Origin of the sequence: Streptomyces sp. NPDC048507, from assembly GCF_043199995.1 — a bacterium.
Classification (GTDB): Bacteria; Actinomycetota; Actinomycetes; order Streptomycetales; family Streptomycetaceae; genus Streptomyces.
This window is the reverse complement of the sequence record NZ_JBICWZ010000004.1, coordinates 488,401-509,771: the sequence shown is the minus strand read 5'-3', so window position 1 is coordinate 509,771 and position 21,371 is coordinate 488,401. Positions and strand designations below refer to the sequence as shown.

Genomic DNA, 21,371 nt, shown 5'->3' with positions numbered 1-21,371 from the left:
ACCCCGCAGTCGTTCCACTACGCTTCGTGAACATGAAGATCGCTTTCGTGGGAAAGGGCGGCAGCGGGAAGACGACGCTGTCCTCCCTCTTCATCCGCCACCTCGCAGCCAATGAAGCCGCCGTCGTCGCCGTGGACGCCGACATCAACCAGCACCTCGGAGCGGCCCTCGGGCTCGACGAGGACGAGGCGGCCGCGCTGCCCGCCCTGGGTGCGCACCTGCCCCTCATCAAGGAGTACCTGCGGGGCTCGAACCCCCGCATCGCCTCCGCCGACAGCATGATCAAGACCACCCCGCCCGGCGCCGGTTCGCGTCTGCTGCGGGTCACCGAGGACAACCCGGTGTACGAGGCCTGCGCGCGCACCCTGGAGCTCGACGGCGATCCCGTACGGCTGATGGCCACGGGGCCGTTCACCGAGGCCGACCTCGGGGTGGCCTGCTACCACTCGAAGGTCGGCGCGGTCGAGCTCTGCCTCAACCACCTGGTCGACGGCCCGGAGGAGTACGTGGTCGTCGACATGACGGCGGGCTCCGACTCCTTCGCCTCGGGCATGTTCACGCGCTTCGACGTGACGTTCCTCGTCGCCGAGCCGACCCGCAAGGGCGTCTCCGTCTACCGCCAGTACAAGGAGTACGCGCGGGACTTCGGGGTCGCGCTCAAGGTGGTCGGGAACAAGGTGCAGGGGCCGGAGGACATCGAGTTCCTCCAGGACGAGGTGGGCGAGGACCTGCTCGTCACCTTCGGGCACTCCGACTGGGTGCGGGCGATGGAGAAGGGCCGGCCGGCCCGGTTCGAGCTGCTGGAGGCCACCAACCGGCTCGCGCTCCAGGCCCTCCAGGACGCCGCCGAGGACTCCTACGCCGACCGCGACTGGGACCGGTACACCGAGCAGATGGTGCACTTCCACCTCCGCAACGCGGAGAGCTGGGGCAACGCCAAGACCGGGGTGGACCTGGCGGACCAGATCGACCCCGGCTTCGTCCTGCACGAGGCCCTGGTCAGCCCTCGTCCGACGCCCCGGCCTGCTCCTCAGCCGGCTTGACCGCGGCCGGGGCCGTCGGCGGCGCGGGCGGCGGCCCCGCGGTGAGGAACTCCGTCCAGCCCTCCTTGGGGGTCTGGCCGACGTCGAGGCCGCGCATCCACTCCAGGGTCTTGGGGTCCTGCGCGTCCAGCCAGTCGGCCAGCTCGCGGAAGGGCACGCAGCGGACCTCGGGCTTGGTGCACATGGTCTTGATGGACTCCTCGACGGCACGCATGTAGGTGCCGCCGTTCCAGGACTCGAAGTGGTTGCCGATGATCAGCGGCGCCCGGTTGCCCTGGTAGACCCGGTCGAAGGCCTGGCGCAGGCCGTCGCGCATCTGGTCGCCCCAGTACTCGTGCTGGGTGGGGTCGCCCTGCGTGGTCGTCCCGGACTGGTTGACCATGTAGTTGTAGTCCATGCTCAGCGTGTCGAAGGCACGTCCCGGCATGGGCACCAGCTGGAGCGGGATGTCCCAGAGACCGTCCGTCTTCTTGGGCCAGATCTGCTTGCTGATGCCGCTGGAGTCGTAGCGGAAGCCCATGTCCTTGGCCGCCAGCATGAAGTTCTTCTGGCCTTCGAGGCAGGGGGTGCGGGCGCCGACCATCTCCTTGTCGTAGTCGAAGGGCAGCGCCGCCGTGTCCTTGAGGGCCGGGGTGTTCGTCTTCCAGCTCTTGACGAACGACTTGGCCTGGTTGATCTCGCTCTTCCACTCCTCCACCGACCAGGTGCCGACGCCCCCGTCGGGCCCGCAGAAGTGGCCGTTGAAGTGGGTGCCGATCTCGTTGCCCTCCAGCCAGGCCTCGCGGACCTGGGTGGCCGTGTCCTTGATGCCCTGGACGTCGCCGAAGCCGATGTCGGACAGGCCCGGGGAGTGCTGTGGCGCGGTGTAGAGCGAACGCTTCTCCTCCGGGAGCATGTAGACGCCGCTGAGGAAGTAGGTCATCCGGGCGTTGTACTGCTTGCCGACCTCACGGAAGTGCGAGAAGAGCTTCTGGCTGTCCTCGCCGGCCCCGTCCCACGAGAACACCACGAACTGCGGGGGCTTCTCGCCCGGCTTGAGCTTCTCCGGCTTCCGCACGTTCGGCTGCGCGCCGGTGTAGGCCGTGGAGCCGTCGCCGATGGGGCGGTTGACGCTGCCGGGGGCCTCCTGGACGGCGGGGCCCTTCTTCCCGCTCTGGCCGCCGGGGGCGCCGGGCTTCACCGGCTCGGAGGTGCTGCACCCGGCAACGCCCAGGACCAGGGCCGTGGCGACCAGGCCGCCGGCGATCTTCTTCGTGGCGGCGATCATCCGCACACCTCTCCCTCGCAGTTCCATCGCTGGACTTCCGCGACGCAACGTCCCATGCGGTCCGCTTTAAGGAAGGTGTGACAAGCCAGACAAAATGCCTAATCACCCCTGAGTGCTAATTCGTAGCCCATTTGCCCGTATTCCCCACCACCTGCCTTTACTCCCCATTACCATCCATTTACCGAGTGTTGAGACTCCCGCCGCTTCACCCCTCCCCGAGGAGACGGGACCCCATGACGACAGCCACACCCCCCTCCCTGACCAAAGGCCCCGGCCACGGCGGACCGCGCCCCAAGGGGCTCCAGGCGGACCTGTCCGCCTCCGTCGCCGTCTTCCTGATCGCCCTCCCCCTCTCGCTGGGCATCGCCCTGGCCACCGGAGCCCCCCTGCAAGCGGGGCTGGTGGCTGCGGCGGTGGGCGGGATCGTGGCCGGCCGGCTCGGCGGCGCCCCGCTCCAGGTGAGCGGCCCGACCGCCGGACTCACCGTGGTGACGGCCGGGTTGATCCAGCACTACGGCTGGCGCACCACCTGCGCGATCACGGTGCTGGCCGGCTGCTGCCAGCTCGGACTGGCCTTCCTGCGGACCGCCCGCTCGGCCCTGCTGGTCAGTCCGGCGATCATGCACGGGATGCTGGCCGGCATCGGCGTGACCATCGCGCTGGCCCAGCTGCACATCGTGCTCGGCGGCACCCCGCAGAGCTCGGCGGTCGCCAACGTGAGCGGGCTGCCCGCCCAGTTGGCCGATCTGCATCCGGCCGCGCTCGGGGTGAGCGCGCTGACGCTCTGTGTGCTGCTGGGCTGGTCCCGCGTCCCCGGACCGGTCGGCCGGGCCCTGCGCAAGGTGCCCGCCGCTCTGGCGGCGGTCGCCGCGGCGACCGCCTTCGCCGCCCTGGCGGGGCTCGAACTGCCCCGGGTGGACCTGCCGTCCTGGAGCGGTCACGCCCTGCCGGAACTGCCGCAGGGGCCGGTGCTCGGGATCATCGCCGCCGTGCTGACCATCACCCTCGTCGGCAGCGTCGAGTCCCTGATGTCCTCGGTCGCCACCGACAAGCTGATCGCCTCCGCGCGCGGTACGGGAGAACGCCCGCCCCGCGCCGACCTCGACCGCGAACTGCGCGGGCAGGGCGCGGCCAACATCGTCTCCGGGATGCTCGGCGGACTGCCCGTCGCCGCCGTGGCCGTGCGCAGCGCCGCGAACGTCAAGGCCGGTGCCGTAAGCAGGAAATCAGCCATGTTGCACGGCCTGTGGGTGGTGCTCGCCGCCGGGCTGCTCGTCCCGGTGCTCGACCTGATCCCGCTGGCGGCGCTGGCGGCGCTGGTCCTGGCCGTCGGCATCCAGGTGGTCAGCATCACGCACCTGAGGACCGTCACCCGCTACCGGGAACTCCTCGTCTACGCGGCCACCATCGTGGCCGTGGTGCTGGGCGGGGTGCTGGAGGGCGTCGCCGTCGGCATCGCCGTCGCCGTGGCCCTGGCCATGCACCGGCTGGCGCGCACGCGGATCACCCTGGAGGTGGTGGACGGCATCCACCGGGTGCGGGCGCGCGGGCAGTTGACCTTCCTCGCCGTTCCGCGCCTGAGCCGGGTCCTGAACTCGATCCCCCACGGGGGGCACGCAGTGGTCGAGTTGGACGGCTCGTTCATCGACCACGCGGCCTACGAGATCCTCCAGGACTGGCAGGACTCCCACGACGCGCACGGGGGCTCCACGGAGCTCACCGGCCGGGCCGGGGCCGCCATCTCCCGCGGCGGGCCCGCGCGGACGGTCGCAACGGCGCCGACCGGAACCGGCCCGGAAGCCGGCCCGGGCTCCCCCTCCGGAGCCGGGCGGGAAACGGCCGGCGGGAGCACCGCGATCGGCGGAGCGGGCGGCCACCGGAGCGAGGGACGGGGGGCGCACCACTGCTGCCGGCCGTGGACCCCCTGGCAGAACCACTGCGACCACCGCACCCCGCACGCCCCGCATCCGGCGGCCCCCGGCGAGGTGACCGCCGCGATCCCCAGCGCCGCCGAGCCCCCGGACGCCGTGGCGGCCGCGCCCCGGCGCCGGGGCGCGGGTCAACTCGCCAGCGGGATCGGCGCCTTCCAGCGGGACACCGCCCCGCACGTCCGTGACGAGCTGGCCCGGCTGGCCCGGGAGGGTCAGCGGCCCTCGCAGCTCTTCTTGACCTGCGCGGACTCCCGCCTGGTGACCAGCATGATCACGGCCAGCGGCCCTGGGGACCTGTTCACCGTCCGCAACGTGGGCAACCTGGTCCCGCTGCCCGGCGCCGAGGCCACTGACGACTCGGTCGCGGCGGCCATCGAGTACGCCGTGGACGTCCTCCAGGTGGACAGCATCACCGTGTGCGGGCACTCGGGCTGCGGGGCCATGCAGGCCCTGCTGAACTCCCACCCCGCAGCCCCGATGACACCGCTGCGCCGCTGGCTGCGGCACGGGCTGCCGAGCCTGGAGCGGATGGCCAGCCGCCACCACGCCTGGGCCCGGATCGCGGGCCGCCTGCCTGCGGACGCCGTGGAGCAGCTGTGCCTGACCAACGTGGTGCAGCAGCTGGAGCACCTGCGGGCGCACGAGTCCGTGGCCCGCCGGCTCGCCGAGGGCACACTGGAGCTGCACGGGATGTACTTCCACGTGGGCGAGGCCCAGGCGTACCTGCTGTCGGAGGGCGAGGACTTCTTCGACTGTCGGGTTTTCGACAGCGTGGGCCAGAACGCCTGACCGACATCCCTCCCGAACCGATACCCTCCCGTATCCGTGCAAGCCGTTGGCCCCCTCCCGCCACTGAAGCGGGAGGGGGCCGCTGCGCGCGGCCCGCGGATGCGGACCGGGCGCGCCCGCGGCGTGCGGGCCCAGTCGTGGTATAGGTCTAAACCAATTCTCGGCTACCCCTTGTCACCTGGGCGTCTGACCTGATGAGCTATGCCCGGGGACACAACGGACACCCTGGGAAAGGGAGATGTCGTGAGCAATGACAGCCTGGCCAATCTGCTCAAAGAGGAGCGCCGGTTCGCACCGCCCGCCGCTCTGGCCGCCGCCGCCAACGTGACCGAGGGGGCGTACGCGCAGGCCGACGCGGACCGGCTGGGCTTCTGGGCCGAGCAGGCCCGGCGGCTGACCTGGGACACCGAGCCGACGGAAACGCTCGACTGGAGCAACCCGCCCTTCGCGAAGTGGTTCGCCGACGGCAAGCTGAACGTGGCGTACAACTGCGTGGACCGGCACGTCGAGGCCGGCAACGGCGACCGCGTGGCCCTCCACTTCGAGGGCGAGCCCGGCGACAGCCGCTCGATCACCTACGCCCAGCTCAAGGACGAGGTCTCGCAGGCCGCCAACGCCCTCACCGAGCTCGGTGTCCGGGCCGGCGACCGGGTCGCCGTCTACCTGCCGATGATCCCCGAAGCGGTCGTCGCGATGCTCGCGTGCGCCCGCGTCGGCGCCGCGCACTCGGTGGTCTTCGGCGGCTTCTCCGCCGACGCCGTCGCCTCCCGCATCCAGGACGCCGACGCCAAGCTGGTGATCACCGCCGACGGCGGCTACCGGCGCGGCAAGCCCAGCGCGCTCAAGCCCGCCATCGACGAGGCCGTCGCCAAGTGTCCGCAGGTCGAGCACGTGCTCGTGGTCCGCCGGACCGGCCAGGACACCGCCTTCACCGAGGGCCGGGACGTCTGGTGGCACGACGCGGTCGGCCGCCAGTCCACCGAGCACGCCCCGCAGGCCTTCGACGCCGAGCACCCGCTCTTCATCCTGTACACCTCGGGCACCACCGGGAAGCCGAAGGGCATCCTGCACACCTCGGGCGGCTACCTCACGCAGGCGGCGTACACCCACCACGCCGTCTTCGACCTCAAGCCGGAGAGCGACGTCTACTGGTGCACCGCCGACATCGGCTGGGTCACCGGGCACTCCTACATCGTCTACGGACCCCTCGCCAACGGCGCCACCCAGGTGATGTACGAGGGCACGCCGGACACCCCGCACCAGGGCCGGTTCTGGGAGGTCGTGCAGAAGTACGGCGTCACCATCCTGTACACCGCGCCCACGGCGATCCGTACGTTCATGAAGTGGGGCGACGACATCCCCGCGAAGTTCGACCTGTCGAGCCTGCGCGTGCTGGGCTCGGTCGGCGAGCCGATCAACCCCGAGGCCTGGATCTGGTACCGCAAGCACATCGGCGGCGACCGCTGCCCGATCGTGGACACCTGGTGGCAGACCGAGACCGGCGCCATGATGATCGCCCCGCTGCCGGGCGTCACCGAGACCAAGCCCGGCTCCGCGCAGCGCGCGCTGCCCGGCATCGGTGCCACCGTCGTGGACGACGAGGGCCGTGAGGTCGACAACGGCGGGGGCGGCTACCTCGTCCTCACCGAGCCGTGGCCGTCGATGCTGCGCACCATCTGGGGCGACGACCAGCGGTTCGTCGACACCTACTGGTCCCGCTTCGAGGGCACGTACTTCGCGGGCGACGGCGCCAAGAAGGACGACGACGGCGACATCTGGCTGCTCGGCCGGGTCGACGACGTGATGCTCGTGTCGGGCCACAACATCTCGACCACCGAGGTGGAGTCGGCGCTCGTCTCGCACCCCGCCGTCGCCGAGGCGGCCGTCGTGGGCGCCAAGGACGAGACCACCGGCCAGGCCATCGTGGCCTTCGTGATCCTGCGCGGCAGCGCCACCGAGACCGACACCCTGGTCGGCGAGCTGCGCAACCACGTGGGCGCCACGCTCGGCCCGATCGCCAAGCCGAAGCGGATCGTCCCGGTGCAGGAGCTGCCGAAGACCCGGTCCGGCAAGATCATGCGGCGCCTGCTGCGCGACGTCGCGGAGGACCGCGCGGTCGGTGACGTCACCACTCTGGCGGACTCCTCGGTCATGGACCTGATCCAGACCAAGCTGCCCAGCGCCGCCAGCGAGGACTGACCGGCGGCGGATCTGCGGGCGGGCCCAGGCCCGGAGGGCGTCCGGCGCACAACGCGCCGGGCGCCCTCCTCCCGTTTAAGGTGAAGATCACCTGATACGACCGCGCACGCCCTGTAAGGTCAAGGAAACGTCAATGACTGACGTTCTCCAGGAGTCACGGGAAGTCCGGGAACTCCGAGAGACCTCAGGGTGCGCCGGGAAGTCTGGTCGGCAACTGCATTTGCCATGCCGTCGACCACCCGGAGGTTCCCCACCGTGGCCACGCCCCCGCCCAGCACCCGCCAGAAGTTCCTCGGCAGGCTCTCCCTGCCCGAGCGCCGCTTCGTCGCCGACGCGCTGCGCACCGAGACCGTGGGCGGCGTCCTGCTCCTGGTGGCCGCCATCGCCGCGCTCACCTGGGCGAACATCCCCGCGCTGGCCGACAGCTTCGAACGCGTGCGGTCCTTCCACATCGGACCGGCGGCCCTCGGCCTGGACCTCTCGCTCCAGCACTGGGCGGCCGACGGCCTGCTCGCGGTCTTCTTCTTCGTCGCCGGCATCGAGCTCAAGCGCGAGCTCGTCGCGGGCGACCTGCGCGACGCCAAGGCCGCCGCCCTCCCGGTCATCGCCGCCCTGTGCGGCATGGCCGCGCCCGCGCTGGTCTACGTCCTGGTCAACACGGCGGGCGGCGGCTCGCTCGGCGGATGGGCGGTTCCGACCGCCACCGACATCGCCTTCGCGCTCGCCGTCCTCGCGGTCATCGGCACCTCGCTGCCGTCCGCGCTGCGCGCCTTCCTGCTGACCCTGGCCGTCGTCGACGACCTCTTCGCCATCCTGATCATCGCGGTGTTCTTCACCAGCGAGCTGAACTTCCTCGCCCTCGGCGGGGCCGTCCTCGGCCTGGTCCTCTTCTGGTTCCTGCTGCGCGTCGGCGTGCGCGGCTGGTACGTGTACGTCCCGCTGGCCCTGGTCATCTGGGGCCTGATGTACAACAGCGGCGTCCACGCGACCATCGCCGGCGTGGCGATGGGCCTGATGCTGCGCTGCACCCGCGCGGAGGGCGAGGAGCACTCCCCCGGCGAGCACATCGAGCACCTCGTCCGGCCGGTCTCCGCCGGCCTGGCCGTCCCGCTCTTCGCCCTCTTCTCGGCCGGTGTCTCGCTCTCCGACGAGGCCATCGCGCAGGTCTTCACCCGCCCCGAGACCCTCGGCGTGGTCCTCGGCCTGGTCGTCGGCAAGACGGTCGGCATCTTCGGCGGGACCTGGCTCGCCGCCCGCTTCACCAAGGCCGAACTCAACGAGGACCTCGCCTGGCCCGACGTCCTGGCCGTGGCCTCCCTGGCCGGCATCGGCTTCACCGTCTCCCTGCTGATCGGCGAACTGGCCTTCACCGACGATCCCGTACTGACCGACGAGATCAAGGCCTCCGTCCTGCTCGGCTCCCTGATCGCGGCGATCGTCGCGAGCGTCATGCTCAAGATGCGCAACCGCCGCTACCGGAAGCTGACCGAGGACGAGGAGCGCGACGAGGACCTCGACGGGATCCCGGACATCTACGAACAGGACAACCCGGCGTACCACCTGCGGATGGCGAAGATCCACGAGGACAAGGCCGCCGGGCACCGCCGCCGGGCGGCGGCCGCGGCCGCCGCGGCCCGCGGACCGCTGGACGCCCCGGCGCCCGGATCCCCGGACGGATCCCCGGACGGACCGGCGGGCGAACCGGACGGCGAACCGGCGGGCGGGTCCAGCACCGGCGCCGACCGTCCGGCATGATCTGACTGACGACGCAGGACAGCCGCCGGCAGCAGACGACAGAGGGAGATCAGAGATGAGCGCAGTGGACCAAGGGGCTCCGGGAGCCGAGCGCACGCTCGGCCAGCTGGTCGCCTCGGCCACCGCCGAGATGTCGGCCCTGGTGCACGACGAGATCGCCCTCGCCAAGGTCGAGATCAAGCAGGACGTCAAGCGCGCGGGAATCGGCAGCGGGGCGGCCGTCGTGGCCGGCGTGCTGCTGCTGTTCTCCCTCCCCGTACTGAGTTTCGCCGCGGCCTACGGGATCCACAATCTCGGCCTCGGCCTGGCGTGGTCCTTCCTCATCGTCGGCGGCGCGTTCTGGCTGCTCGCGGGCCTGATCGGGCTGCTCGCCATGGCGAAGTTCAAGAAGGTCAAGCCGCCGGTGAAGACCATCGACTCCGTCAAGCGGACGGCCGCCGTCGTCAGCACCGTCAAGCCGCACCCGCGGCCGGTGAGTGACCAGGCCGTGGGTGTGGCACGCTCGTCTTCATGACAGCCCCCTCGCCGGACTCCGGCCCTGCGCCCACCGCTGCTTCGGCGGTCCGGATCGACCTTCCCGGCGGCAGGGCCGTGACCCACCGGGACGTCGCCGCGAACGGGGCCCGCTTCCACGTCGCGGAGCTCGGCGACGGCCCGCTGGTCCTCCTGCTGCACGGGTTCCCGCAGTTCTGGTGGACCTGGCGGCACCAGCTGACCGCGCTCGCGGACGCCGGGTACCGCGCGGTGGCGATGGACCTGCGCGGGGTGGGCGGCAGCGACCGCACTCCGCGCGGCTACGACCCCGCGAACCTGGCGCTGGACATCACGGGGGTCATCCGTTCCCTCGGCGAGCCGGACGCCGCCCTCGTCGGGCACGACCTGGGCGGCTACCTCGCCTGGACGGCGGCCGTGATGCGGCCCAAGCTGGTGCGCCGGCTGGTCGTCTCCTCCATGCCGCACCCGCGCCGCTGGCGCTCGGCGATGCTGGCCGACTTCGGGCAGACCCGGGCGAGCTCCCACGTCTGGGGCTTCCAGCGGCCGTTCGTCCCCGAGCGGCAGCTGGTCGCCGACGACGGGGCCCTGGTGGGCGAGCTGATCCGGGAGTGGTCCGGGCCCCGGCTCCAGGCCGACGGCTCGGAGGGCGCCGACGAGGAGGCCCTCGCCGTGTACCGCAGGGCGATGTGCATCCCCTCGACCGCGCACTGCTCGATCGAGCCCTACCGCTGGATGATGCGCTCGATGGCCCGGCCCGACGGACTGCAGTTCTACCGGCGGATGAAGCGGCCCGTACGGGTGCCGACGCTGCACCTGCACGGCTCGCTCGACCCGGTGATGCGCACCCGCAGCGCCGCCGGTTCCGGGGAGTACGTCGAAGCCCCCTACCGCTGGCGGCTCTTCGACGGCCTGGGGCACTTCCCGCACGAGGAGGACCCGGCGGCGTTCTCCACCGAGCTGGTGAACTGGCTGAAGGACCCCGAGCCCGACCGCTGACGGGCCGTCCGCCCGGCTCCGGGCGGCTGCCGTACCGGTCCTGACGGACCGTTCGCCACCATGACGGTGCGTTCATACGACATTCATACGAGCATTCAATTGCCCGGCGCATAGGCCAATTGGCCGCCCCGAGGGGGGTTACGGACCTTGGGGCCCGGGCACAGCTCGTTGTATGGGCTGGACGCACGACCACGGTGACACCGCACACGAACGCCGCACGGCCACCGCGCCGGGCACGCACGACAGGACCGTCCGGGACGGTCACGACGACCCCCGGCTGGGGATCCCGCGCATCCTGCGCCGCCGCGCCCGCTGGGTCTCGGCACGGCTGCGGCATCCACGGATGTAGGACGCCGGGGCCCCGGGTCACCGGAGCCCCGGCGACCCGGCCGGATCAGAGGGCGCAGCCCTGGGTGTCGACCCGGCGCTCGGAGGTCTTGCCGAGGCGGATGTCGTCCCGGATCTCGTCGGCCGTCAGGGCGTAACCGGTGTTCGGATCGTCGAGGGACTTCGCGAAGACGACCCCGTACACACGGCCTTCGGGCGTCAGCAGGGGGCCGCCGGAGTTGCCCTGGCGGACCGTCGCGTACAGCGAGTAGACGTCCCGGCGGACGGTGCCCCGGTGGTAGATGTCCGGGCCGTTGGCGTTGATCCTGCCGCGGACGCGGGCCGCGCGGACGTCGTAGGCGCCGTTCTCGGGGAAGCCGGCCACGATCGCGTCGCTGCTGCTGGTGGCGTCCTTGTCGGTGAACTCCAGGGCCGGGGCGCGCAGCTTGGGCACGTCCAGTACGGCGATGTCGCGCTCCCAGTCGTAGAGCACCACCGTGCCGTCGAAGAGCTTGCCCTCGCCGCCGACCTGCACGGTCGGTTCGATGACCCCGCCGACGACGTGGGCGTTGGTCATCACCTTGCCCGGCGCGAAGACGAAGCCGGTGCCCTCCAGGACCTTGCTGCAACTGGGGGCGGTGCCGACGACCTTCACGATCGAGAGCTTCGCCTGCTCGGCGACGGCACTGCGGGCGAGGGCCGGGTCGGGAGGCTTGACCTCGGTGATGGGCTCGTTGGAGAACGGGCTGAAGACCTGTGGGAAGCCGTTGCGGGCGAGGGTGGAACTGAAGTCCGAGAACCAGGTGTTCGCCTGCGCCGGGAGCACCCGGGACACGCCGAGGAGCACCTTGGAGTTGCGGACTTCCTTGCCCAGCGTGGGCAGTGAGGTCCCGGCGAGCGCCGAGCCGATCAGCCAGGCCACCAGCAGCATCGCGACGACGTTGACCAGCGCGCCGCCGGTCGCGTCGAGCGCGCGGGCGGGCGACCAGGTGATGTGGCGCCGCAGCCGGTTGCCCAGATGGGTGGTCAGCGCCTGGCCGATCGAGGCACAGATGATGATCACGACGACGGCGATCACGACGACGGTGGTCGTCACCTGGGTGCCGTTGTCGGTCACCCGGTCCCAGATCAGGGGCAGCAGGGAGACGGCGATGAGACCACCGCCGAGGAAGCCGATCACCGACAGGATGCCGACGACGAAGCCCTGGCGGTAGCCCACGATCGCGAACCACACGGCGGCGACCAGCAACAGGATGTCCAGCACGTTCACGAGGGTCACCGTCTCATGCGTGCCAGTCGAGTGGGACCTGACGTGAGCGGTCCCACGGGCGCTCCCAGCCCGCGAAGTGCAGGATGCGGTCGATCACCCCGGCGGTGAAGCCCCACACGAGGGCCGATTCGACCGTGAATGCGGGACCTTGGTGGCCGCGCGGGTGGACCACGGTGACCCGGTGCCCGGGCTCCGTGAGATCCGCCACGGGCACCGTGAAGACCCGGGCCGTCTCGGCCGGGTCCACCGCGCCGACCGGGGACGGCTCGCGCCACCAGCCGAGCACCGGGGTGACGACGAACTCGCTGACCGGGATGTAGAGGCGGGGCAGCACCCCGAAGAGCTGGACGCCGGCCGGATCGAGGCCGGTCTCCTCCTCGGCCTCGCGCAGCGCGGCGCGCAGCGGGCCGGTGGTGTGCGGGTCGCCGTCCTGCGGGTCCAGGGCGCCGCCGGGGAAGGAGGGCTGGCCCGCGTGCGAGCGCAGGGTGCCGGCGCGCTCCTGGAGTAGCAGTTCGGGACCGCGCGGGCCCTCGCCGAAGAGGATGAGCACGGCGGACTGTCGGCCCCGGCCGTCCTCGGGCGGGAGGAAGCGGCTGAGCTGGCGCGGGCGCACGGTGCGGGCGGCCTCCACGACCGGGTCCAGCCATGCGGGCAGGCCCTCGGTGCTGAGGGTGAGGCCGCCGTCCCCGCGGGCGGCGGCCTCGGTGTCGTCCTGCGTACCGCGCGTCATAGGCACCCCTGTCCCCGATCTCCTGTTGAACACCGTCTCCTGCGGACCCCGTCCCCACACCGCTGAACGCGGTCCGGGTGCGGATTCGTTCCTCCGGGGGCGCGCGACGGGCCGGCCGCGCGCCCCCGTACTCCGGGCCCCGGGAGGGCCTCCCGGGGCCCGCTCAGGCCTCCGTGCGGGCTCCCAGCGGGGCGGCGGGCCGGCCCGGGTAGTCCGGGGGCGGGGAGAGCCGCTGGCCCGGGTAGCCGCCCTTCTCGTACTTCAGCAGCTTCTTCGCCTTCTCCGGGTCGGTCTCCCCCTCCCCGTACGCCGGGCAGAGCGGGGCGATGGGGCAGGCGCCGCAGGCGGGCTTGCGGGCGTGGCAGATCCGGCGGCCGTGGAAGACGACCCGGTGCGAGAGCATCGTCCACTCGCTCTTGGGGAAGATCGCGCAGATCTCCGCCTCGACCTTCTCCGGATCCTCCTGCTCGGTCCACTTGAAGCGGCGCACCAGTCGTCCGAAGTGGGTGTCGACGGTGATGCCGGGGACTCCGAAGACGTTGCCGAGGACCACGTTGGCCGTCTTGCGGCCGACGCCGGGCAGGGTGACCAGGTCGTCGAGGCGGCCGGGGACCTCGCCGTCGAAGCGGTCCCGCAGGGCCTGCGAGAGCCCGAGGAGGGACTTCGCCTTCATCCGGAAGAACCCGGTCGGCCTGATCAGCTCCTCCAGTTCCTCCGGCACCGCCGCGGCCATGTCCTCGGGGGTCGGGTAGGCGGCGAACAGCGCCGGGGTCGTCTGGTTCACGCGCAGGTCGGTGGTCTGCGCGGACAGGACGGTGGCGACCAGGAGCTCGAAGGGATTGCGGAAGTCCAGCTCCGGATGGGCGTACGGGTAGACCTCGGCCAGCTCGCGGTTGATCCGCCGGGCCCTGCGGATCATGGCCAGGCGGGATTCGGGCCTGGCCGTGCCCGCGGTCGCGGACTTCGGTTTCTTGGCCGAAGCTTTGCCCTGGGGGCCCGACCGGACCGCCTCGGACGCCTCCGCAGGGGCTTGTTCGCCCACGGCTGAATTTTGGGCCGCCGTCACTCCTGCGGACCCCTTGGCCTGTGCTCTCACCGGCTTATTGGACACCCGGCCAGCCTAAGGCCGGGCACCGACACCCGCCCGGACCTCAGGTAACACCACCCCGATCGGCCGCCCACCACACAGCACGGGCCCGCGTCCGGCATCCTTGGTAGTGATTGATCGCACTGTTTGAGCCGTCCGGCAAAATGGGAGACCGGTCCCCTGAGCTGGTCGACATAGGAGAGAGACTCGTGGACGACGTTCTGCGGCGCGCCCCGCTCTTCGCGGCGCTCGATGACGAGCAGGCCGCGGAGCTCCGCGCCTCCATGGGCGAGGTGACCCTCGCACGCGGTGACGCCCTGTTCCACGAGGGCGACCCCGGCGACCGGCTGTATGTCGTGACCGAGGGCAAGGTGAAGCTCCACCGCACCTCCCCCGACGGTCGCGAGAACATGCTGGCCGTCCTCGGCCCCGGCGAGCTGATCGGCGAGCTGTCGCTCTTCGACCCGGGCCCGCGCACCGCCACCGCCACCGCGCTGACCGAGGTCAAGCTCCTCGGCCTCGGCCACGGTGACCTCCAGCCGTGGCTCAACGCCCGGCCCGAGGTCGCGACCGCGCTGCTGCGCGCCGTCGCCCGCCGCCTGCGCAAGACCAACGACCAGATGTCCGACCTGGTCTTCTCCGACGTCCCGGGCCGCGTGGCCCGCGCGCTCCTCGACCTCTCGCGCCGCTTCGGCGTGCAGTCGGAGGAGGGCATCCACGTCGTGCACGACCTGACGCAGGAAGAGCTGGCCCAGCTCGTCGGCGCCTCCCGCGAGACCGTGAACAAGGCCCTGGCCGACTTCGCGGGCCGCGGCTGGCTGCGCCTGGAGGCGCGCGCCGTGATCCTGCTGGACGTGGAGCGGCTCGCGAAGCGCTCGCGCTGACGCGTCCGGCCTCGCCGTGAGGGGTCCCGCCCGAGGGGGCGGGGCCCTTTCGCGTCTCCGGCCCCCCGGACGGGGCAGACTGGGGATCATGGAGCGCAGGGGTCTGGACGCCGACGGCCACTTCGAGCGGGAGGGGTCCCTCGGCCGGATCCAGCCCGCCTTCGCGGCGCTCGTCGCCGCCGCGCGCGCCCGTACCGCCGAGGCGTACGGGCCCCGGCTGCACAGCGCCTACCTCTACGGGTCCCTCCCGCGCGGGACCGGCCGCCCCGGGCGCTCCGACCTCGACCTGCTGCTGGCCCTGCACCGGGAACCCTGCGCCGAGGACCGGGACACCGCCGAGGTGCTGGGGCGCGGGCTCGACGAGGACTTCCCGGAGATCGACGGCGCCGGCATCCTGCTGTTCGGCAAGGACCGGCTGCTGAGCGAGCGGGAACGGTACGACCTGGGCTGGTTCCTGGCCTGCCTGTGCACTCCGCTGCTCGGCGACGACCTGGCCGAGCACCTGCCCCGCTACCGTCCCGACGGCCTGCTCGCCCGGGAGACCAACGGGGACCTGGCCCGCCTGCCGCCGGGCTGGCGGGAGCGGTTCGAGGCCGCCTCGGAACCCGCCGAGTACCGCCGGCTGAGCCGGGGCTTCGCACGGCACCTGGTGCGGACCGGATTCACGCTGGTCATGCCCCGGTGGGGCGGCTGGACCAGTGACCTCACCGAGTCGGCGGAGGTCTTCGGCCGGTACTACCCGGGGCGGGCCGCGCAGATGCGGGCCGCGGCCGCCGTGGCACTGGCCCCCGTGGCGGACCCGGAGGTGGTGCGGGCGTACGTCGAGGACCTCGGCCCGTGGCTGGCGGCGGAGTACACGGCCCGGCACGGGACGAAGGCGCCGCGCTAGGGGCGGTGCGGACGGGGCGGGCGGGGCCGGTGCGGCGGGGTGCCGGTGCGGCGGGGTCAGCCGCGCGGGGTGACGTCCAGTGCCTCGACCGCCTGTTTGGCCTCCACCAGGCCCGCGCCCGTGATCTCCCGGTACCGCTTGATGGCCGACACCTCGCGGCCCGCGCGCTTCAGGCCCCGTACGTCGTCCAGCCCGGCCGGCTCCGGCTCCTCGATGCCGAAGTGCTCCAGCACCAGGCCCAGGCGCCGCTCCAGGCGGTCCGCCCGGTCGGCCAGCGCCTTCGTGCGCAGGCTCACGGTCGAGATGACCCAGACGGCGGCGGCGAGCAGTGCGAGCAGGACGAACAGCGTGTTCATTCGGGGCCTCCGGGGATCAGTCCGTGATCGCGAAGGTACTCCAGCTGGGCCTGGACCGACCAGGTGGCGGCGGGCCACAGCGAGCGGTCCACATCGGCGTAGACCTGCGCGACGACCGCCTCCGGGGTGACGAAGCCGTTCTCCACCGCCGTCTCGACCTGGGCGAGCCGGTGCGCGCGGTGGGCCAGGTAGTACTCGACGGCCCCCTGGGCGTCCTCCAGGACCGGTCCGTGGCCCGGCAGCACCGTGGTCACCCCGTCGTCGACGGTGAGCGAGCGCAGGCGGCGCAGGGAGTCCAGGTAGTCGCCGAGGCGGCCGTCGGGGTGCGCGACGACGGTGGTGCCGCGGCCCAGGATCGTGTCGCCGGTCAGGACGGCCCGGTCGGCGGGCAGGTGGAAGCAGAGCGAATCGGCGGTGTGGCCGGGCGTGGGGACCACGCGCAGCTCCAGGCCGCCGGTGCGGATCACGCTGCCCGCGGCCAGGCCCTCGTCGCCGAGGCGCAGCGCCGGGTCCAGTGCGCGGACCTTCGTACCGGTCAGCTCGGCGAAGCGGTCGGCGCCCTCGGCGTGATCGGGGTGGCCGTGGGTGAGCAGGGTCAGGGCGACGCGCTTGCCGGCCTGCTCGGCCGTGGCGACGACGGCCCTCAGGTGCGCCTCGTCCAGCGGACCGGGGTCGATGACGACGGCCAGCTCGGAGCCGGGCTCCGAGACGAGCCAGGTGTTGGTGCCGTCCAGGGTCATGGCCGACGCGTTGGGGGCCAGGACGTTGACGGCGCGGGCGGTCGCCGGTCCGGAGGAGACGACCCCGCGGGGCTGGCCGGGGAGGGCCACGGCGTCGGTCATGCGGGGCCTCCCGGGCGGACGCGCTTGGTGAACTCATCGTGTCCCGGCCAGCTGAGCACCAGCTCCCCGTCGACCAGCTCGGCCTGCGCCAGCACCGGCGTCAGGTCCTGGAGCGCGGCGGCGGCCAGGGCGGCGGAGGCGGTCGGGTGGGGCTGGAGGGAGCGCAGGGTGGAGATGGTCGGCGGCATCATCAGCAGCTCGCCGGCGTCGTAGCGGGCGGCGGCCTCGGTGGGGCGGATCCAGACGGTCCGGTCGGCCTCGGTGGAGGCGTTGCGGGTGCGCTGGCCCTGCGGGAGGGCGGCGACGAAGAACCACGTGTCGTAGCGGCGGGGCTCGAACTCCGGGGTGATCCAGCGGGCCCACGCGCCGAGCAGGTCCGAGCGGAGCACGAGGCCGCGGCGGTCCAGGAACTCGGCGAAGGAGAAGGCGCGGGCGACGAGGCCCTCGCGGTCGGCCTCCCAGTCGTCGCCGGTGGTGTCGCCGACGACGGTGCCGGCGCTCTCCCCGGCCAGGAGCACGCCGGCCTCCTCGAAGGTCTCGCGGACGGCTCCGCAGACGATCGCCTGGGCCGTGGCGGCGTCGGTGCCGAGCCGCTCGGCCCAGGCGTCCCGGTCCGGGCCGGCCCAGCCGATGCGGAGGTCCTCGTCGCGGGGGTCGACCCCGCCGCCGGGGTAGGCGTAGGCGCCTCCGGCGAAGGCCATGGACGCGCGGCGGCGCAGCATGTGCACGGCGGGGCCGTCCGGGGCGTCACGGAGCAGCATCACCGTGGCGGCGCGTTTGGGGGCCACCGGGGTGAGGGCGCCGTCCGCGAGGGCGCGGATGCGGTCGGGCCACTCCGGGGGGTACCACTGGCCTCCGGCGGGCTGGGCGGGCGACGGACCGTGCTGACCATTCGGCATGGCCGGATGCTACGACCATCCGGCCCGATGTTCGAGGCCCCTCCCTGGCGGGAGGGGTGGACGGGGCCCCGGGCCGCGCCCGGCCCCGTGCCGCTGCGACGCCGCCGGCTCCGGGCCCGCCGCGCCGGGTGGAGTCCGGTGCGGCGGCTCGCGGAGCCGGCAGGGGGGTGGAGCGTCAGGCGGAGGGGGTGAGTTCCACCTGGATCTCGACCTCTACCGGGGCGTCCAGGGGCAGGACCGCCACGCCGACCGCGCTGCGGGCGTGAACGCCCTTGTCGCCGAGGATCTCGCCCAGCAGCTCGCTCGCGCCGTTCAGGACGCCCGGCTGGGCCGTGAAGTCGGGGGCCGAGGCGACGAAGCCGACGACCTTGACCACGCGGGCGATCTTGTCGAGGTCACCGACCACGGACTTGACTGCGGCCAGCGCGTTCAGCGCGCAGGTCGCGGCCAGCTCCTTGGCCTGCTCCGCCGAGACCTCCGCGCCGACCTTGCCGGTCAGCGGCAGCTTGCCCTGCACCATCGGCAGCTGGCCGGCGGTGTACACGTACGCGCCCGACCGGACGGCCGGCTGGTAGGTGGCCAGCGGCGGGACGACCTCGGGCAGGGTCAGGCCCAGCTCCGCGATGCGCGCCTCGACGACGCCGCTCATGCCTTCTCCCGCTTGAGGTAGGCCACGAGCTGCTCGGGGTTGTTCGGGCCGGGCACGACCTGGACGAGCTCCCAGCCGTCCTCGCCCCAGGTGTCCAGGATCTGCTTCGTGGCGTGAACCAGCAGGGGGACCGTCGCGTATTCGAACTTCTTGGTCATGGGCCCGAGCGTAATGCCTGCGCGGGAGTGGTTAGGCTCGGACGCTGTGAGCAGGCTCCAGGTGGTCAGCGGCAAGGGCGGCACCGGCAAGACCACGGTCGCCGCGGCACTCGCGCTCTCCCTCGCACGCGAGGGCAGGCGGACTCTTCTCGTGGAGGTCGAGGGCAGGCAGGGCATCGCACAGCTTTTCGGCACGGAAGCGCTCCCCTACGAGGAGCGGAAGATCGCCGTCGCGCCCGGCGGCGGCGGAGGTGAGGTGCACGCGCTCGCCATCGACGCGGAGCGGGCGCTGCTGGACTACCTCCAGATGTTCTACAAGCTCGGCTCGGCCGGGCGCGCCCTGAAGAAGCTGGGCGCCATCGACTTCGCGACGACGATCGCGCCGGGGCTGCGGGACGTCCTGCTGACCGGCAAGGCGTGCGAGGCGGTGCGGCGCAAGGACAAGGCGGGCCGGTTCGTCTACGACCACGTGATCATGGACGCTCCGCCGACCGGGCGCATCACCCGCTTCCTGAACGTCAACGACGAGGTGGCGGGGCTGGCCCGGTTCGGGCCGATCCACAATCAGGCGCAGGCCGTCATGAAGGTGCTCAAGTCCCCGGACACCGCGGTGCACCTGGTGACGCTGCTGGAGGAGATGCCCGTCCAGGAGACCGCGGACGGCATCGCGGAACTCCAGGCGGCGGGGCTCCCGGTGGGGCGTGTCTTCGTGAACATGGTGCGCCCGCACCACCTGGACGAGAGCACCCTGCGCGAGGCCGCCGACGGCCACCGGGCGGAGATCGCCAAGGCCCTGTCCCGGGCGGGGCTCGGGGGCGCCCGGCGGGGCGGGCTGGCCGAGCGGCTGGTGGAGCCGCTGCTGGCGCAGGCCGCCGAGCACGCGAGCCGCGTGGAGCTGGAGCGGGAGCAACGCGCGGTGCTGGCGGGGCTGCGGGTGCCGACGTACGAACTTCCCCTGCTCGGCTCGGGAATGGAGCTGGCCGGGCTGTACGAGCTGGCTGCGGAACTCCGCAAGCAGGCGGACGCCGATGAGTGAGGGTGGGAACACCGTGGGCCTGGACACTCCCGCACAGCTGGCGGTCGACGCCCTGCTGGACGACCCGAAGACCCGGATCATCGTGTGCTGCGGGGCGGGCGGGGTCGGCAAGACCACCACCGCCGCGGCGCTCGGCGTCCGGGCGGCCGAGCGGGGCCGCAAGGCGGTCGTGCTGACCATCGACCCGGCCCGCAGGCTGGCCCAGTCGATGGGCATCGACTCGCTGGACAACACGCCGCGCAGGGTGGCGGGCGTGGCGGGCGACGGCGAACTGCACGCCATGATGCTGGACATGAAGCGGACGTTCGACGAGATCGTCGAATCGCACGCGGACGGCGACCGGGCGCAGGCGATCCTGGCGAACCCCTTCTACCAGTCCCTGTCGGCCGGCTTCGCGGGCACGCAGGAGTACATGGCGATGGAGAAGCTGGGCCAGCTGCGGGCCAGGGACGACTGGGACCTGATCGTCGTGGACACCCCGCCGAGCCGGTCGGCGCTGGACTTCCTCGACGCGCCGAAGCGTCTCGGGTCCTTCCTGGACGGGAAGTTCATCCGCGTGCTGATGGCTCCGGCGAAGGTCGGCGGGCGCGCCGGGATGAAGTTCCTGAATGTCGGCATGTCGATGATGACCGGCACGCTGAGCAAGCTGATGGGCGCCTCGCTGCTGAAGGACGTCCAGACCTTCGTGGCCGCGATGGACACGATGTTCGGCGGGTTCCGCACGCGCGCGGACGCGACGTTCCGGCTGCTCCAGGCTCCTGGGACGGCCTTCCTCGTGGTCGCGGCCCCCGAGCCGGACGCGCTGCGCGAGGCGGCGTACTTCGTGGAACGGCTGGCCGCGGAACGGATGCCGCTGGCCGGCCTGGTGCTGAACCGGGTGCACGGGAGCGGCGCCGCGCGGCTGTCCGCGGAGCGGGCCCTGGCCGCCGCAGAGAATCTTGAAGAAGGCGGCATTGTCGATCAGGAGTCCGGGAAAACTGGACTTCGTGACGCCGCCGAGAACGGCTCCCCCGGCGCGGGCGGCGACAGCGAAAGCGACAGCAAGCAGGAACATGGGCACGAGCACGACGACACGAGCGACGTGGACGAGATCACGGCCGGGTTGTTGCGCCTGCACGCCGAACGGATGCAGGTGATCGCGCGCGAACAGCGCACACGCGACCGCTTCACCTCGCTGCACCCCGAAGTGGCGGTGGTACAGGTGGCCGCCCTGCCCGGCGATGTGCACGACCTCGCCGGGCTACGGGCCATCGGAGAGCGGCTCGCGGCCGGGGTGCCGGCCGGAGCGTAGGCGTTCGTACGGTGTGACGTCGTGGCGCGCCGGGTGGTTACCCGGCTGCCGCGTACGTCTCGTACGTGACGTCGAGCTCCGCGTCGACATCCATGGTGAGGATGCCCGTGCTGCGCTCGTACTCCGTGCGGGCGGTTTCGAGCAGCCGTCGCCACGAGGTGACGGTGGGGCGCCTGCGCAGCAGCGCACGGCGTTCCCGCTCGGTCATTCCGCCCCATACTCCGAACTCGACACGGTTGTCGAGCGCGTCGGCCAGGCATTCGGTCCGCACCGGACATCCGGTGCACACCGCCTTGGCCCTGTTCTGTGCCGCTCCTTGAACGAACAGTTCATCCGGATCGGTAGTGCGGCAGGCTGCCTGCGCACTCCAGTCGGTAACCCAGCCCATCCCGGCGCCGTCCTCTCCCGAATCGAGGCTCCCCCACGGCGGCATGCGGCATATTCACCGCTGCCAGTTGAGGACGTTACGGAAGGTGGG

General features: G+C 72.2%; 21 protein-coding genes. 11 read left to right on the top strand and 10 right to left on the bottom strand.

What is annotated here, in order from left to right; translation table 11 throughout:
- Positions 1–32 precede the first annotated feature (32 nt).
- Positions 33–1,043, top strand: coding sequence for an ATP-binding protein (locus ACGFXC_RS15425; protein ID WP_393712978.1), 1,011 nt, complete (start codon positions 33–35; stop codon positions 1,041–1,043).
- Here ACGFXC_RS15425 and ACGFXC_RS15420 read toward each other — a convergent pair.
- Positions 1,000–2,310 carry a hypothetical protein gene (locus tag ACGFXC_RS15420; protein WP_393712976.1) on the bottom strand — a complete coding sequence of 437 codons (1,311 nt, stop codon included), beginning with the start codon at positions 2,308–2,310 and terminating at the stop codon, positions 1,000–1,002. The two genes, ACGFXC_RS15425 and ACGFXC_RS15420, sit on opposite strands and share 44 nt — an antisense overlap.
- A 233-nt stretch (positions 2,311–2,543) precedes the next feature.
- Between ACGFXC_RS15420 and ACGFXC_RS15415 the strand changes: the two genes are divergently transcribed.
- The 6 genes from ACGFXC_RS15415 to ACGFXC_RS15390 all read left to right on the top strand — a co-directional run bounded on the left by ACGFXC_RS15415 (position 2,544) and on the right by ACGFXC_RS15390 (position 10,824).
- Complete coding sequence (locus ACGFXC_RS15415) at positions 2,544–5,030, top strand: SulP family inorganic anion transporter (RefSeq protein ID WP_393712974.1); 2,487 nt, start codon at positions 2,544–2,546, stop codon at positions 5,028–5,030.
- Positions 5,031–5,231: 201 nt separating this feature from the next.
- Entirely contained in the window at positions 5,232–7,229 is a 1,998-nt protein-coding gene (acs, locus tag ACGFXC_RS15410; protein ID WP_393712972.1) for an acetate--CoA ligase, read from the top strand.
- A 255-nt stretch (positions 7,230–7,484) separates the two neighbouring features.
- On the top strand, positions 7,485–8,984 hold the full coding sequence (gene nhaA, locus ACGFXC_RS15405; RefSeq protein WP_393712970.1) for a Na+/H+ antiporter NhaA: 1,500 nt from the start codon (positions 7,485–7,487) through the stop codon (positions 8,982–8,984).
- Between the two features lie 55 nt (positions 8,985–9,039).
- On the top strand, positions 9,040–9,498 hold the full coding sequence (locus ACGFXC_RS15400) for a phage holin family protein (protein ID WP_393712968.1): 459 nt from the start codon (positions 9,040–9,042) through the stop codon (positions 9,496–9,498).
- Positions 9,495–10,475 carry an alpha/beta fold hydrolase gene (locus ACGFXC_RS15395; RefSeq protein WP_393712966.1) on the top strand — a complete coding sequence of 327 codons (981 nt, stop codon included), beginning with the start codon at positions 9,495–9,497 and terminating at the stop codon, positions 10,473–10,475. Before ACGFXC_RS15400 ends, ACGFXC_RS15395 begins: the two co-directional genes overlap by 4 nt.
- Before the next feature lie 172 nt (positions 10,476–10,647).
- The gene (locus ACGFXC_RS15390) at positions 10,648–10,824 is read left to right on the top strand and encodes a hypothetical protein (RefSeq protein ID WP_393712965.1); all 177 of its coding nucleotides are present in this window, start codon (positions 10,648–10,650) and stop codon (positions 10,822–10,824) included.
- A gap of 45 nt (positions 10,825–10,869) precedes the next feature.
- Here ACGFXC_RS15390 and ACGFXC_RS15385 read toward each other — a convergent pair whose 3' ends face one another.
- The 3 genes from ACGFXC_RS15385 to nth form a co-directional block, all read right to left on the bottom strand.
- Positions 10,870–12,072: a MarP family serine protease gene (locus ACGFXC_RS15385; protein ID WP_393713197.1), complete on the bottom strand. Its 1,203-nt coding sequence runs from the start codon at positions 12,070–12,072 to the stop codon at positions 10,870–10,872.
- Between the two features lie 13 nt (positions 12,073–12,085).
- The gene (locus ACGFXC_RS15380) at positions 12,086–12,802 is read right to left on the bottom strand and encodes an NUDIX hydrolase (RefSeq protein WP_393712963.1); all 717 of its coding nucleotides are present in this window, start codon (positions 12,800–12,802) and stop codon (positions 12,086–12,088) included.
- A 163-nt stretch (positions 12,803–12,965) separates the two neighbouring features.
- The gene (gene nth, locus ACGFXC_RS15375; RefSeq protein WP_393712961.1) at positions 12,966–13,844 is read right to left on the bottom strand and encodes an endonuclease III; all 879 of its coding nucleotides are present in this window, start codon (positions 13,842–13,844) and stop codon (positions 12,966–12,968) included.
- 254 nt (positions 13,845–14,098) lie between these two features.
- Here nth and ACGFXC_RS15370 point away from each other — a divergent pair, with 254 nt between their 5' ends.
- A complete protein-coding gene (locus tag ACGFXC_RS15370) occupies positions 14,099–14,773 on the top strand; it encodes a Crp/Fnr family transcriptional regulator (RefSeq protein WP_003981529.1) in 675 nt (224 codons plus the stop codon).
- Positions 14,774–14,861: 88 nt separating this feature from the next.
- A complete protein-coding gene (locus ACGFXC_RS15365) occupies positions 14,862–15,662 on the top strand; it encodes a nucleotidyltransferase (protein ID WP_393712959.1) in 801 nt (266 codons plus the stop codon).
- Positions 15,663–15,718: 56 nt separating this feature from the next.
- On the opposite strand, the gene ACGFXC_RS15360 is transcribed toward ACGFXC_RS15365, so the two are convergent.
- The 5 genes from ACGFXC_RS15360 to ACGFXC_RS15340 form a co-directional block, all read right to left on the bottom strand.
- Positions 15,719–16,018: a hypothetical protein gene (locus ACGFXC_RS15360; RefSeq protein ID WP_393712957.1), complete on the bottom strand. Its 300-nt coding sequence runs from the start codon at positions 16,016–16,018 to the stop codon at positions 15,719–15,721.
- Entirely contained in the window at positions 16,015–16,860 is an 846-nt protein-coding gene (locus ACGFXC_RS15355) for an MBL fold metallo-hydrolase (protein WP_393712955.1), read from the bottom strand. The genes ACGFXC_RS15360 and ACGFXC_RS15355 overlap by 4 nt, the downstream gene beginning before the upstream one ends.
- A complete protein-coding gene (locus ACGFXC_RS15350) occupies positions 16,857–17,759 on the bottom strand; it encodes an NUDIX hydrolase (RefSeq protein WP_393712953.1) in 903 nt (300 codons plus the stop codon). The genes ACGFXC_RS15355 and ACGFXC_RS15350 overlap by 4 nt, the downstream gene beginning before the upstream one ends.
- A gap of 175 nt (positions 17,760–17,934) precedes the next feature.
- Entirely contained in the window at positions 17,935–18,408 is a 474-nt protein-coding gene (locus ACGFXC_RS15345; RefSeq protein ID WP_393712952.1) for a RidA family protein, read from the bottom strand.
- A complete protein-coding gene (locus tag ACGFXC_RS15340; RefSeq protein ID WP_007264966.1) occupies positions 18,405–18,566 on the bottom strand; it encodes a DUF4177 domain-containing protein in 162 nt (53 codons plus the stop codon). Before ACGFXC_RS15340 ends, ACGFXC_RS15345 begins: the two co-directional genes overlap by 4 nt.
- A gap of 46 nt (positions 18,567–18,612) precedes the next feature.
- Between ACGFXC_RS15340 and ACGFXC_RS15335 the strand changes: the two genes are divergently transcribed.
- Positions 18,613–19,602, top strand: coding sequence for an ArsA family ATPase (locus ACGFXC_RS15335; protein WP_393712950.1), 990 nt, complete (start codon positions 18,613–18,615; stop codon positions 19,600–19,602).
- Positions 19,595–20,893: an ArsA family ATPase gene (locus tag ACGFXC_RS15330; protein ID WP_393712948.1), complete on the top strand. Its 1,299-nt coding sequence runs from the start codon at positions 19,595–19,597 to the stop codon at positions 20,891–20,893. The genes ACGFXC_RS15335 and ACGFXC_RS15330 overlap by 8 nt, the downstream gene beginning before the upstream one ends.
- A 37-nt stretch (positions 20,894–20,930) precedes the next feature.
- On the opposite strand, the gene ACGFXC_RS15325 is transcribed toward ACGFXC_RS15330, so the two are convergent.
- Complete coding sequence (locus ACGFXC_RS15325) at positions 20,931–21,281, bottom strand: WhiB family transcriptional regulator (protein ID WP_351815604.1); 351 nt, start codon at positions 21,279–21,281, stop codon at positions 20,931–20,933.
- Positions 21,282–21,371 lie beyond the last annotated feature (90 nt).